10 protein-coding genes are annotated in these 13,062 nt (G+C 76.4%); 7 read left to right on the top strand and 3 right to left on the bottom strand.

Translation table 11 applies throughout. The features are described 5' to 3' along the window. Positions 1-98: 98 nt before the first annotated feature. Together GA0074704_RS26485 and GA0074704_RS26480 are read left to right on the top strand one after the other, a co-directional pair. Positions 99-767: a BON domain-containing protein gene (locus tag GA0074704_RS26485; RefSeq protein ID WP_088972991.1), complete on the top strand. Its 669-nt coding sequence runs from the start codon at positions 99-101 to the stop codon at positions 765-767. Positions 768-896: 129 nt separating this feature from the next. Further along, positions 897-1,937, top strand: coding sequence for a glycosyltransferase family 4 protein (locus GA0074704_RS26480; protein WP_088974003.1), 1,041 nt, complete (start codon positions 897-899; stop codon positions 1,935-1,937). A gap of 6 nt (positions 1,938-1,943) precedes the next feature. On the opposite strand, the gene GA0074704_RS26475 is transcribed toward GA0074704_RS26480, so the two are convergent. Continuing rightward, the gene (locus tag GA0074704_RS26475) at positions 1,944-3,377 is read right to left on the bottom strand and encodes a serine/threonine-protein kinase (RefSeq protein WP_088972990.1); all 1,434 of its coding nucleotides are present in this window, start codon (positions 3,375-3,377) and stop codon (positions 1,944-1,946) included. Positions 3,378-3,569: 192 nt separating this feature from the next. Between GA0074704_RS26475 and GA0074704_RS26470 the strand changes: the two genes are divergently transcribed. From GA0074704_RS26470 to GA0074704_RS26450, 5 genes are all read left to right on the top strand, one after another. Next, complete coding sequence (locus tag GA0074704_RS26470; protein ID WP_088974002.1) at positions 3,570-4,403, top strand: patatin-like phospholipase family protein; 834 nt, start codon at positions 3,570-3,572, stop codon at positions 4,401-4,403. Then, on the top strand, positions 4,403-5,425 hold the full coding sequence (locus GA0074704_RS26465) for a 1-acyl-sn-glycerol-3-phosphate acyltransferase (protein WP_088972989.1): 1,023 nt from the start codon (positions 4,403-4,405) through the stop codon (positions 5,423-5,425). The genes GA0074704_RS26470 and GA0074704_RS26465 overlap by 1 nt, the downstream gene beginning before the upstream one ends. A 10-nt stretch (positions 5,426-5,435) precedes the next feature. Further along, entirely contained in the window at positions 5,436-5,756 is a 321-nt protein-coding gene (gene cutA / locus GA0074704_RS26460; protein ID WP_088974001.1) for a divalent-cation tolerance protein CutA, read from the top strand. Between the two features lie 48 nt (positions 5,757-5,804). Next, positions 5,805-9,380, top strand: a complete 3,576-nt coding sequence (locus GA0074704_RS26455; RefSeq protein ID WP_088972988.1) for an SCO7613 C-terminal domain-containing membrane protein — start codon at positions 5,805-5,807, stop codon at positions 9,378-9,380. A gap of 221 nt (positions 9,381-9,601) precedes the next feature. Next, entirely contained in the window at positions 9,602-10,750 is a 1,149-nt protein-coding gene (locus GA0074704_RS26450; protein ID WP_088972987.1) for an FHA domain-containing protein, read from the top strand. Positions 10,751-10,816: 66 nt separating this feature from the next. Here the strand turns inward: GA0074704_RS26450 and rocD are convergent, their stop codons facing one another. Together rocD and ddaH are read right to left on the bottom strand one after the other, a co-directional pair. Beyond that, positions 10,817-12,031: an ornithine--oxo-acid transaminase gene (gene rocD / locus GA0074704_RS26445; RefSeq protein WP_172880991.1), complete on the bottom strand. Its 1,215-nt coding sequence runs from the start codon at positions 12,029-12,031 to the stop codon at positions 10,817-10,819. Beyond that, complete coding sequence (ddaH, locus tag GA0074704_RS26440; protein WP_377471590.1) at positions 12,031-12,885, bottom strand: dimethylargininase; 855 nt, start codon at positions 12,883-12,885, stop codon at positions 12,031-12,033. Before ddaH ends, rocD begins: the two co-directional genes overlap by 1 nt. Positions 12,886-13,062: the final 177 nt, after the last annotated feature.

The raw sequence follows: 13,062 nt of genomic DNA, 5'->3' as shown, positions 1-13,062 counted from the left end.
TTTCTTCCCCGGCCGGCTCACCCGGACCGGGTGAACCGGCCTCACCCGGGCGGCGGGCACGCTGGCCGCGCGAGGAGCGCCGAGCCGAGGGGGACGCGATGACCACGGCAGCCACCCGTACCGACCCGGATCTCCAGCGCGCCGTCCTCGACGAGCTGCGCTGGGACGCCCGGGTCGGGCCCGGGGAGATCGGGGTGAGCGTCCGCGACGGGGTGGTCACCCTGACCGGCCGGGTGGACAGCTACGCCCGCAAGTGGGCGGTGGAACGCGCGGCGCACCGCGTCACCGGCGTCCGCGCCGTCGCCGGCGACATCGAGGTACGCCTCGAACCCGACGACGAGCCGACCGACACCGAGATCGCGATCGCGGCTGCCCGGGCGCTGGAGTGGGACAGCTTCGTCCCCGCCGAGCGGCTGGACGTGACCGTCGCCAACGGCTGGGTGGTGCTCCGCGGCGAGGTCGAGTTCGGCTGGCAACGGCGTACCGCCGAGGGGGAGTTGCGCCGGCTGCGGGGCGTACGCGGGGTGACCGACCTGGTCGAGGTCCGGCCGGCGGCCCCGCCCCCGCCCGAGGAGGTCGTCCGGGACCTGCTGCGCGCCCTGCGCCGGCGGCCCGGCACCGGGCGGGTCGACGCCCGGCTGGTGGGGGACGCCGTGCTGCTCACCGGCGAGGTACGCACCGCCCGGGACCGCGACGAGGCCGAGCGGGTGGCCTGGTCCGCCCCCGGCGTGCGGACGGTCGACGCCCGCCTGGTGCTGACCGGCTGAGCACCGTTTGCCGCCGTGGCGGCGGGGAAAGCGCCAGCGATCACGTTCACCGGGCACATCGGGGGAGGACTCGTGGCCGTGCACCACCTTCCGGCCGACCGGGCGGGCGAACGGCCGCTGCGGATAGCCATGGTGGTCCCGCCGTGGCTGTCGGTGCCGCCGCCCGGTTACGGCGGCCTCGAACAGGTGGTGGCCGGCCTGGTGGAGACCCTGGTCGGGCACGGCCACGCGGTGACGGTCTTCGGCGCCGGGCAGCACCACGGAACCGCCGCCGACTTCGTCTCCACCGTGCCCGACCTCCAGTTCGACCGGCTCGGCGAGTCGCTGCCCGAGCTGGCCCACCTCTCCCGGGTCCGCCAGCTGCTCGACCCCGCCGACTTCGACCTGGTGCACGACCACACCACCATCGGCCCGCTGGTGGCCCGCCGGCGTACGGTGCCGACCGTCGCCACCGTGCACGGCAACCCGGTGGGGGAGTACGGCGACGTGCTCGGCGACACCGACCGCGGGGTGGGCCTGGTGGCCATCTCGAACACCCAGCGCCGGGCCAACCCGGGGCTGCCCTGGGTCGGCACGGTGCACAACGCGATGGACGTGCGGGACATCCCGCACAAGCGGGCCACCGGCCGCGGGCCCGTGCTCTGGCTGGCCCGGTTCAGCCCGGACAAGGGCCCCGAACTGGCCATCCGGGCGTGCCGGGCGGCGGGACTGCCGCTCACCCTGGCCGGGAAGTGCAACGAGCCGGCCGAGCGCCGCTACTACGAGCAGGTCGTCGTGCCGATGCTGGACGAGGACGTGGACGTGGTGCTCAACGCCGACCGGCAGGAGACCCTGCGGATGTTGCTCCACGCCCGCTGCCTGATCATGCCGATCCAGTGGGAGGAACCGTTCGGCATGGTGATGGTGGAGGCGATGGCCACCGGCACGCCGGTGGTGGCGCTGAACCGGGGCGCGGTGCCGGAGCTGGTCCGGCCGGGCGTGACCGGGCTGATCTGCGAGCGCGCCGACGAGCTGCCGGCCGCGCTGCGGGCGGCGGACCGCCTCGACCCGGCCGCCTGCGTGGCGCACGTCGCGGAGAACTTCTCCACCGAGCGGATGGCGCGGGGCTACGAGGAGATCTACCGCCGGCAGGCGCTCAGCGTCGTCCGCGAGCCGATCGCGGCCCGCTGACGGTCGTCAGACCCGGGCGGCGCCGAGGGCGACGATCGCGGCGTCCAGTTGCCGGGCGTACTCGGGGGTGATCGCGCCCTCGCGGAGGCGGACGGTGACCTTCTCGCGCAGCCGGGCCACCGGGGTGGCCAGGTCGCCGCGCCCGTCGCCCGCCGCGGCGGTCAGGTTGCGCAGCTCGTTGCGCAGGTCCAGCCCGACGTCCGAGCGGATGTCACCGGCGCTCACCCCGTCGCCGATCAGGCCCTCCACCCGGGCGGCCACCTCGATCAGGCTCTCCCCGGGCTGCGGGGCGGCCGTCGTCGGCCGGACCGGCGGCCGGCCGGTCGTCCGGGACGGCGCGGGCGCCGGCCGGGGTGCGGTGGTCGTCGGCGCGACGGAGGTGGTCGTCGGGGCGGCGGTCGGCGCCACCAGCGGCGGCGACCGGTCCGGTCGCAGCGCCGGCACGGCCAGCGCCGCCGCGACCGCCAGCGCCACGACGGCCACCAGGGTGAGGCGCGTCCCGCGGCGGGCCGGCACCGGCCCGGCCCCCGCCGCCGGGCCGCCGGCCGGCCGGGGGACCAGCGGCAGGGTGACCGTCGGTGCCAGCATCGTGGCGGCCTGCGGATCGGCCGGCAGCAGCAGGTCGCGCAGGGCGGCCGCCACCTGGCGGGCGGTCGGCCGGTCGTGCGGATCCCGGGCCAGGCAGCGCGCGCAGACCTGGGACACCGCGGGCGGCAGCCCCGGCACGTCCGGTGGCCCCGGGGGGCCGCCCTCCAGCGCCGTGGCCAGCTGCTCCCAGGTGTCCGCCGGGTACGGCAGCCGGCCGGTCAACGTCTGGTGCAGCAGCACGCCCAGCGAGTAGACGTCCGTGGCGGGCTGCGCCGGGACCCCGTCCAGCCGTTCCGGCGCCACGTACGCCGGGGTGCCGAACGTGCCGCCGTCATCGTCGTCGTCCGGCGCGCCGACCTGGGTGGCGATGCCGAAGTCCAGCACCTTGGCGCCGACCGAGGTCAGCATGACGTTGCCCGGCGTGATGTCCCGGTGCACGATGCCCAGCCGGTGCGCCGCGGCCAGCGCCTCGGCGACCTGCGCGGCCAGCTCCACCGCCGCCGGCCAGGGCAGCGGCCCCTCGGCCAGCCGCCGCTCCAGCGCCTCGCCGGCGAGCAGCTCCATCACCACGAACGAGGTGATCGAGCCGTCCGGCGCCAGCGCCTCGCCGTAGTCGTGCACCGAGGTGACGTGCGGGTGGACCAGCTGGGCGGCGGAGCGGGCCTCCTCGCGGACCATGTCCCGGAACCGGGCGTCCGCGGCCAGCGACGGGGCGAGGACCTTCAGCGCCACCACCCGGTCCAGCACCTCGTCCCGGGCCCGCCAGATGACCGACATGCCGCCGGCCCCGACCTGGTCGATCAACCGGTATCGACGGGCCAGCAGACTGCCGGCCTGCAGAGCTGCTGCCATCGGGATCGCACCTGCCTGGGGTGGGGGCGGTATCAGGTTGCGGCAATGTGTCCGGGCTGTCAACGCCTCGTCCGGTTTCCCGCGACGGTGTGCGGCGGACCGGTCGCCGGCCGCGACGACCGGCCGGTCCGAAGCGGCGGTCGGCGGCGGCTGCCCCGGGCACAGCGGCGCGGACGTGCCAGGATGGACCGCATGGGGAGCGGTCCGGTGGCGTTCGTGCTCGGCGGCGGGGGAGTGCTCGGCGCGGTCGAGGTGGGCATGCTCCGGGCCCTGTTCCGGGCCCGGATCCGCCCGGACATGGTGCTCGGCACCTCGATCGGGGCGGTGAACGGCGCCCTGGTCGCCGCCGACCCGTCCGAGGCGGTCACCGACCGGCTGGTCCGGCTCTGGGCGTCGCCCGAGGCCAGCGAGGTGTACGGCGACTCCGTCGCCCGCCAGCTGCGCCGCTTCGCCGCCCGTACCCACCTGCACTCGCCCCGGCCGCTGCGCCGGCTGCTGGAGAGCGAGCTGGGTGAGGCGACCACCTTCGCCGACCTGAAGGTGCCGTTCCGGTGCTGCGCGGCGAACATCGAGCGCGCCGCCGAGTACTGGTTCCACGACGGGCCACTGGTGCCGGCGGTGCTCGCCTCCGCCTCGGTGCCGGGGCTGCTGCCACCCACCGAGATCGGCGGCCAGCACTACGTCGACGGTGGCATCGTCAACTCCATCCCGGTCGGCGAGGCGGTGGTCCAGGGCGCCCGGCAGATCTTCGTCCTCCAGGTCGGCCGGATCGAGCGGGAGCTCACCCCGCCCCGACGCCCCTGGGAGATCGCCCAGGTGGCGTTCGAGATCGCCCGCCGGCACCGGTTCGCCCGGGAGCTCGCGGCGCTGCCCGACGGGGTCCGGGTGCACGTGCTGCCGACCGGTGGCGGTGGGCCCCGCGACGACAGCCCGTGGGCGTACCGCGACATGGCGGCCGTGGGGCGTCGGATCAGCCGCGCGTACACGGCCACCCGGCACTACCTGGCCACCCAGCTGGACGACTGATGCCGCTGCCACCGCGATGGCTCCGCCGACTGCTCGTGGCGCCCGGCGTGGTGCTGCTCGCGGTGCTGGTGGTGACCACCCTGCCCGCCTGGGCGCTGCTCGCCCTGGCCGCCTCGCCGTTCGTCCCGGGCCGGCTGCGCCCGCTGCGGCTGCTCTGGATCGGCTGCGTCTACCTGGTCTGGGACGCCGCGGCGCTGCTCGCGCTCTTCGTGCTCTGGCTCGCCTCGGGCTTCGGCGCGCACAAGCGGTCCCCGGCCTTCCAGCGCGCCCACTACGTGCTCGCCGGCTGGTTCCTGCGGGTGCTGTTCTGGCAGGCCCGGTGGACGCTGCGGCTGAGCATCGACGTGGTCGGCACCGACCCGGACACCGCCCTGCCCGGCCGCCCGGAGCTGGTGCTCTGCCGGCACGCCGGGCCGGGCGACTCGTTCATCCTGATCCACGCGCTGGTCAACTGGTTCCACCGGGAGCCACGGATCGTGCTCAAGGCCAGCCTCCAGTGGGACCCGGCGATCGACGTGCTGCTCAACCGGCTGCCCAACCGGTTCATCGCCCCCGGGCCGGACGGCCGCGACGAGGTGGTCGGCCAGATCGGCCACCTGGCCACCGGCCTGGACGACGACGACGCCTTCGTGATCTTTCCCGAGGGCGGCAACTTCACCCCCGGGCGGCGGCTGCGCGCCATCGCCCGACTGCGGGCCCGGGGCCACGAACGGATGGCGCTGCGGGCCGAACGGATGCGGCACGTCCTCGCGCCGCAGCCCGGCGGCCTGCTGGCCGCCCTGGAGGCGGCCCCCGACGCGGGGGTGATCTTCGTGGCGCACACCGGCCTCGACCAGCTGCTCACCGTCACCGACGTCTGGCGCGAGCTGCCGATGGACAAGCGGATCGTGATGCGGTTCTGGTCGGTGCCGCCGGAGGAGATCCCCACCGACCGGCAGGAACGCATCGACTGGCTCTTCGACTGGTGGGCCCGGATCGACGAGTGGGTCGCCGCCAACCGCGACGGCGTCACCGCCGCGTAGGGTGCGCAAGGTGGAGCAGATCTGCGTGGTGACGACGGTGGTGGACGCGCGTTCGGTCGCCGACCTGCTGGCGGCGGCCGCGGTCGCCGGCCGGCTGGCCGCCTGTGCCCAGGTCGGCGGCCAGGTCGACAGCACCTACTGGTGGCGCTCCGGGGTGGAGACCAGCACCGAGTGGTCCGTGCAGTTCAAGACCGCGCCGGACCGGGCGGAGGCCCTGGTCGACCAGGTGCGCTCCGGCCACCCGTACGAGGTGCCGGAGATCCTGCTGTCCCGGGTGGAGTGCGGCGACCCGGCGTACGCGGCCTGGGTGCACGAGCAGACCCGTCCCTGAGTACGGACACTCTGTCGGAGCCGTCGACCCTTCGGTGAGGATGGCGCGGTGGAGAACACCGCCTACCCCTGCCCCCGCTGCGGCGCGCCCGCCGACCTGAGCCGAGGCTGTCCCGGCTGCGGGCTGCCTCCGTACCCGCCGGCCGCCGAGGTGGTCCGGCTGGACCGCGAGATCGCCCTGCTCGGACGGGAGACCGAGCAGGCCCGGCAGGCGTACCAGGGGCTCGCCGCCCGGCTGCTGGCGGCGCAGGGGAGGCGGACCGAGCTGGCCGCCCGGATCCGGGCCGAGCTGCCCGCGCCCCGGGGCGTACCGGTGCCGGTGGCCGGCCCGGTCGCCGTGCCGGCCGGTCCGGTCGGGGGCCCGAGCCGCGCGCCGGCCGGTCCGGTCGGGGGCCCGAGCCTCGCGCCCGGTCGGCCGGAGACCTCCACCCGGGCGGTGCAGGGGCTGCTCTTCGTCCTCGGTGGCCTGCTGTTGGGCACCGCGGCGGTGGTCTTCACCGCGGTCGCCTGGGCGGCGGTCGGGGTGGCCGGCCGGGCGCTGATCCTCGCCGCGGTCACCGCGCTGGTGCTGGCCGTCCCGCTGGTCGCGGTCCGCCGCGGCCTGCGCGGCACGGCGGAGACGTTCGCCGCGGTGGGTCTGCTGCTGGTGCTCCTCGACGGGTACGCCGCCTGGTCGGTGGACCTGTTCGGGGTGGGCGGCTGGCCGGGGACCCGGTACGCCGGCCTGGTGGGCGGGGCCGCCACTGTGGTCGCCGTCGGCTACGGACGGCTCAGCCGCCTCGCCGTGCCCTGGTTCGCCGCGCTGCTGACCGCCCAGCCGGTGCTGCCGCTGCTGGCCGCCGGGGCGCGGCCGGGGGCGACCGGCTGGGCGCTGGTCTTCGTGGGGCTGGCGCTGCTCGACCTGGCGGCGGTGCTGGTGCTGCACCGCCGGGGCGTCCGGATCGGCCGTACGAGGGGGACGGCCGGTGCGGCGCCGATCGGGGGACCGGTGACCGGTGGGGGGCCGGTCGCCGGGACGGCGGGTGCGGAGCCGCTGCCGGGTGCGGGGCCGGCGGTGGGTGGGCTGGTGCTCACCTGGGTGGCGTACGCGGTGGCGCTGACCGTCGCCGCCGGTTGTGCCCTGGTGCCGCTGGCGGTGGGCCGGGCCGGCGGGTCGCCGCTGCTGGCCGGGGGGCCGCTGCTGGTGGTGGGGCTGGCGCTGCTCGCCGGCACGGTGGTGGCCGGAGTGCGACCGCTCCGGCTGGTCGCCGGCGGGCTGCTGGTGCCGGTGCTGGCGGCGGCGCTGCTCCGCCCGGTGGTCGAGCTGCGGGCCGGTCTGCTGGGGCTGGCCGCCGGGGTGGTGGCGGTGGGGCTCGCCGGCCTGGTCGGGCTGCTGCCCGGCCGGTTGCGGACCGGCCCGCGCTGGGGGGCGCTGGCGGTCTCCGGTGGCCTGCTGCTGCCCGCCGCCGCGCTCACCGTCGCCGTCGCGGGCGGGTCGGTCGCCCGGTCCCTGCCGCCGTGGCGGGGCGCGTCGCCGGCACCGACCGTGGGCTGGGGCTGGCAGCTGCCGGTGCTGGTCGCGTTCACCGTCGGCGCCCTGGCGCTGCTGCTGCCACGGCTGGCCCGACCGGCCATCCTGGTCGCCGGTGGCACGCTGGTCGCGCTGGCGGCGCCCGCCGCGGTCGGTGTGCCCTGGCCGGCGCTGCTCGCCGGTGACCTGGCGGTCGGGGTGGTGCTGCTGCTGGCCGCGGTGACGGTGGCCCGCGGCACGGCGGTGGCCGTGACCGCCGCCGTCGGCGGGACGCTGCTGGTCGGGCACGGGCTGCTGGTCGGCCTCGCCGCTCCGGCCGGGGCCGGCGCCGCCCTCGCGGTCGTGCTGGTCGCCGGGGTCGCGGTTGCGGCGCTGGGCCGGCGGGGCACCGGGGTGCGGCCGCTGGTGGCGGGGGCGGCGCTGGCCGCGGCGCTGCTCGCCGTACCGGCGGGGGTGCTGGTCGCGCTGGTCGGGGCGGGAGCCGGCCCGTGGTGGCAGGCCCGGGCCGGGTTCGCCGCCGTCGCGGTCCTGCCCGTCGCGCTCGGCGCGGTCCGCCGCCACTGGCCGGACCTCTCCGGGTACGCGGGCGCGGCGTTCACCATCGCGCTCGGCGCGGCCGGGCTCGCGCCGCTCGCCGTACCGGGAGAACCGCTGACCTTGTACGCGGCCGGCGCGGTCCTGCTGGCCCTGGCCGCCATGCGGGTCGCCGGCCGGTACGAGCCGCTCCGCCTCGCCGCCCTCGCCCTGGCCGGGGTGGCCGCCCTGGCCGCCCTGCCCGCCACCTTCCTCGTGCTGGCCGGCCCGTACGGCCCGCCCGTCGCGCCGTGGGCCGGCGCGCCGACCGCGGCACCGCTGGCCGGAACGCTGCCGGCCGGGCTGGCCCTGCTGGCGCTGGCGGTGACCGTCGGCCCGCTGGTCCGGCCCCCGGCCACCTCCGGGGCGCCGGCGGCTCGGGTCACCCTGCGGTGGTCGGGGCGCCAGCTGGTCGGCGCGCTCGGCCTGCCCGCGTTGCCGTTCGGGGCGGCCGCGCTGCCGCTGCTGCTGGCCGCCGCCCGCACGCCCTGGCCGGTGCTGCCGGCGGTGACCCTGCTCGTGGGGCTCGTCGCCCTGCTGGTCGCGGCGCTGACCGCACCGCGCGGCGACCGGGTGGGAGTCCTGGCTCCCCTCGGTACGGTGTGGACGGTCGCGGGCTTCGTCGGGCTGCTGCCGACCCGCGCCGGCACGCTCGCCGCCCTGGGCGCGCTGACCGCCGCGGCGGTGGTGGTCGGGGCGGCGGCCCGGGCGACCGGTGTCCGGCTGCTCGGCGCCCTGTCGGCGACGGCGGCGGCGACCGGCCTCGCGGTCACCGCCACCCTCTCCGGTGGACTTCCGCTGCGCACCGCCGGGCTCCCGGTGCTCGCCGTGGCGGCGTTGGTCCTGCACGTCACGCCGGTGCTGCGCCGACGGGATCCGGTGCCGGCCCGGGCCCTGGAGTCGGCCGCCCAGGCGGTGGCCCTGGTGGCGTTGCTGCTGACGGTGGCCGCGCCGCGGCACGCCGCCGTGGTCTGCGTGCTCTGGGGGACGGCGGTCGCGCTGCGGGTGGTGCGGCGCGGCGAGCCGGCCCGCCGGCGGGCGATCCTCGCCGGTGTCGCCGGCGCCAGCGAGCTGCTCGGCTGCTGGCTGCTGCTGGCCGACGGCGGGGTGGTGCTGCTGGAGGCGTACACGGTGCCGGCCGCCGCCCTGGCGCTGGCCGCCGGTCTGGTGGCGCTGCGGGGCCGTCCGGGCCTGACCAGCTGGCTGGCGTTGGGCCCCGGCCTGGCCGCCGGGCTGCTGCCGAGCCTGGTGTCGGTGCTGGTCGCCGCCGAGCCGCAGCCGTGGCGACGGTTGCTGCTCGGGGTGGCCGCCCTGGTCGCGGTGCTCGGCGGGGCGGTACGCCGCTGGCAGGCGCCGGTGCTGCTGGGCGGCGTGAGTCTGGCCCTGCTCGCCCTGCACGAGCTGGTCCGCAGCTGGGACCTGATGCCCCGGTGGATCTACCTGGCGGTGGGCGGGCTGGCCCTGATCACCCTGGCGGCCACGTACGAACGGCGTCGCCGCGACCTGAGCCGGCTGCGTACCGTCGTCGGCCGGATGAGCTGACCTCCCGCAACGGCCGACGGGGCGGTGCCGGTCACCGGCACCGCCCGCGCGACGCCGCCGAGGTCAGCGGCCGAACGCCTGGACCATCGAGGCGGGCGCCTCCTTGGTCTGGGCGGCCGGCGGCCTCTGCGCCGTCACCTCGACGCCGAAGCAGCGTATCGGGCGAAGGCGGCAGCGGCGGTGCGTCCGGGCCTCCGACCAGGCAACGGTAGGGTCGTGCCATGAGGTTCGAGATCAGCAAGGTGCTGGACGCGATCGAGGGTCGGGTCTGCACCGACCCGGCGCTGGCCCGGGCCGTGGTCGACCTGGCCGAGGTGATCCGCTACCAGGATCTCGACGGCGGCCGGCCGGCCAGCCTGCTCCGGCTCGGCATGGTGATCGACGCCCTCTCCCGGCAGTTGGAGGAGGACAGCGTCCCGGTCTACGCGATCGTGCACCGGGCCCTGCTCTCCGACGCCGACCTGACCTCCAACGAGCGGATGGTGGTCCGGCGCTGGGCGGACGACGGCCTGGTGGAGGTGCTGGACCAGCCCGGCGACCGGATGCTGGAGGTGGCCGACCTGCTCGGTCTCCCGGTGCTCAGCCGGGTCCGCTTCGACGGGCTGGGCGGCCGGCTCCCGTGGCTCGGCCAGCCCGGTCGGGTGCTCGCCCCGGTGCCGGGCGCCGGCGGTCCGGTCTTCATCGCCCACGTCGGCGGCGGTCAGGCCCCGGTGACCGGCCCGCGCTCCGCGGCGGGCGCGAAGCTGCTGGCCCGGCAGTGGCGGTGCCCCGAGCCGGGCTGCGCCCTGTTCGGCGCCGGCGGCGGTGGCGGAGCCTTCGCCGACCTGGCCCGGGTGGAACGCAGCCCCGCCGGGCAGCCGCCGCCCACCCTGCGCGGCGGGGCGCCGACCTGCCCCCGGCACATGACCCGGCTCGGCGACGCCGGCCCGCGGCCGCGTACCGAGGTCCTCGCGGTGCGGATCGGTGGGCTGGTCCGCCAGCGGTTCGTGCTCACCGAGAGCCAGCCGGTGGTCGCCGGGCGGGCACCCGAGCAGTCCGGCGGCGTCACGCTCGGCCAGTGGCTCAACGACGAGGCCCGCCGGTGGATCAGCCGCGGGCACGTCCGCTTCGAACTCCGCGTGGGTGAGGTGATCGTGACCGACACCAGCACCAACGGCTCCGGCATCCGCCCTGCCGGCTCGATGAACGACGCGGACCGGATCGCGCTCGCCCCCCAGCAGTCCCGGGTGCTCGGCGCCGGCGACGTGGTCGAGCTCTATCCCGGGGTGCAGATCGGCCGGGCCGAGGAACTGCCCAGTGCCGCCCCGTTCACCCCCGCCTCGGTGATGGCCGAGGCGCCCACCATGGCGATGCGGCTGCCGCGGGTCTGACCGCCGGAGCACGACAAGGGCGCCGGGACCGTCGTGGTCCCGGCGCCCTTTCGCGCGTACGGAGGATCAGCCGGCCAGGACGGCGGCGAGCTGCGCCACCGCGTGGTCGATCTCCTCGGCGGTGATGGTCAGCGGCGGGGCGAGCCGGATGGTGGAGCCGTGCGTGTCCTTGGCCAGGACACCGCGCTCCATCAGCCGCTCGCAGGCCTGCCGGCCGCTCATCAGTGCCGGGTCGATGTCGACGCCGGCCCAGAGGCCGCGCACCCGGACGGCGACCAGGCCCTTGCCGACCAGCCCTTCCAGGCCGGCCCGCAGCCGCTCGCCCAGCTCGGCGGAGCGCTGCTGGAACTCGCCGGTGGCCAGCAGCCGGACCACCTCGGTGGCGACCGCGCAGGCCAGCGGGTTGCCGCCGAAGGTGGAGCCGTGCTGGCCGGGCTTGAGCACGCCGAGCACGTCGGCGTTCGCGGCGACCGCGGAGACCGGGACGATGCCGCCGCCGAGCGCCTTGCCCAGCAGGTACATGTCGGGGGTGACGCCCTCCAGGTCGCAGGCGAAGGTGCTGCCGGTGCGGCCCAGGCCGGACTGGATCTCGTCGGCGATGAAGAGGACGTTCCGGTCGGTGCAGACCTGGCGGACCCCCGGCAGGTAGCCCTCCGGCGGCACCACGACGCCCTGCTCGCCCTGGATCGGCTCGAGCAGCACCGCGACGGTGTTCTCGTCGATCGCCGCCTCCAGCGCCGCCAGGTCGCCGTAGGGGACCACGGTGAAGCCGGGCGTGTACGGCCCGAAGTCGGCCCGCGCGTCCTCGTCGGTGGAGAAGCTGACGATGGTGGTCGTCCGGCCGTGGAAGTTCCCGTCGGCCACGATGATGTTGGCCTGGCCCGGCGTGACGCCCTTGACCTGGTAGCCCCACTTGCGGGCGACCTTGATGCCGGTCTCCACCGCCTCGGCGCCGGTGTTCATCGGCAGGACCAGGTCCTTGCCGCACAGCTCGGCCAGCTCCTTGCAGAAGTCGGCGAACTGGTCGTGGATGAAGGCCCGGCTGGTCAGGGTGAGCCGGTCGAGCTGCGCGTGCGCGGCCTCGATCAGCTTGGGGTGCCGGTGGCCGAAGTTCAGCGCCGAGTAGCCGGCGAGGCAGTCCAGGTAGCGCCGACCGTCCACGTCGGTCACCCACGCGCCCTCGGCGGAGGAGATCACCACCGGCAGCGGGTGGTAGTTGTGCGCGGTGTGACGCTCCGCGTCCCGGACCGCGGACGGCGTCCGCAGCATGTCGTCCACGATCACTTGCTCGCCTTTCCCTGACGGAGTCGCAACGTGCAGCACTTCGGTCCACCGCCGGCCTTGCGCAGCTCGGACAGGTCGATGCCGATGGTCTGGTAGCCCCGGTCGCGCAGCTTCGCGGCCAGGTCGGTGGCCTGCGCCGGCAGCACCACGGTACGGCCGTCGCTGACCGCGTTGAGGCCGAGCACCTCCGCGTCGGCCATCGTGGCGTGGATCGCGTCGGGGAAGAGCCGGCGGAGCACGGCCTGGCTGCCGGGGGAGAACGCCTCGGGCAGGTAGGCCACGGTCCGCTCGTCGAGCACGGTCAGCGCGGTGTCCAGGTGGTAGAAGCGCGGGTCCACCAGCTGCATGGTGATCACCGGGTAACCGAAGACCTCCTGGAGCTGGGCGTGCGAGGCGTGGGCGGTACGGAAGCCGGTGCCGGCGAGCAGGTGGTCACCGACCAGCAGGACGTCGCCCTCGCCCTCGTTGACGTGCTTCGGGTCGTACATCTCGAAGCCGGCGGCCTCGAACCAGGCCCGGTAGGCGGGGGCCTCGTCGGCGCGCTGCGGGTCGCGGAACTGGACCGCCATCGCCTTGCCGTCGATCACGGTGCCGCCGTTGGCGGCGAAGACCATGTCCGGCAGGCCGGCCACGGGGTCGATCAGCTCGACCTCGTGGCCCAGGTCGAGGTAGGTCTGCCGCAGCTGCTCCCACTGCCGGATGGCCAGCTCGGCGTCGACCGGCGCGGTCGGGTCCATCCACGGGTTGATGGCGTAGTCGACGGCGAAGTACGTCGGCCGGCACATCAGGAGGCGCTGGCGGGTGGCGTCCATCGTCATGTCCTGCTCCTGGGGTCGGGCGCGCCCGGCCACCTTCGGCTCGTGGGCTGGCGCCGTTGCTCAACGCTATGTCCCGGGGGCAGTCGACATCCACCGCGAGAAGTTGCGTACGCCAACGGATCGTTGCGTCTGTGGGCGGGAGGGCAGAGGATCGTTGCGTCGGAGCGGTCAGGGTCACTCCGGCGGCCGGCCGTACCCCGGACACGCTTC

The sequence above is a fragment of the Micromonospora siamensis genome, assembly GCF_900090305.1.
GTDB lineage: Bacteria > Actinomycetota > Actinomycetes > Mycobacteriales > Micromonosporaceae > Micromonospora > Micromonospora siamensis.
Note: the sequence above shows the minus strand (reverse complement) of the source record. Positions and strands in the feature narration are given on the sequence as shown.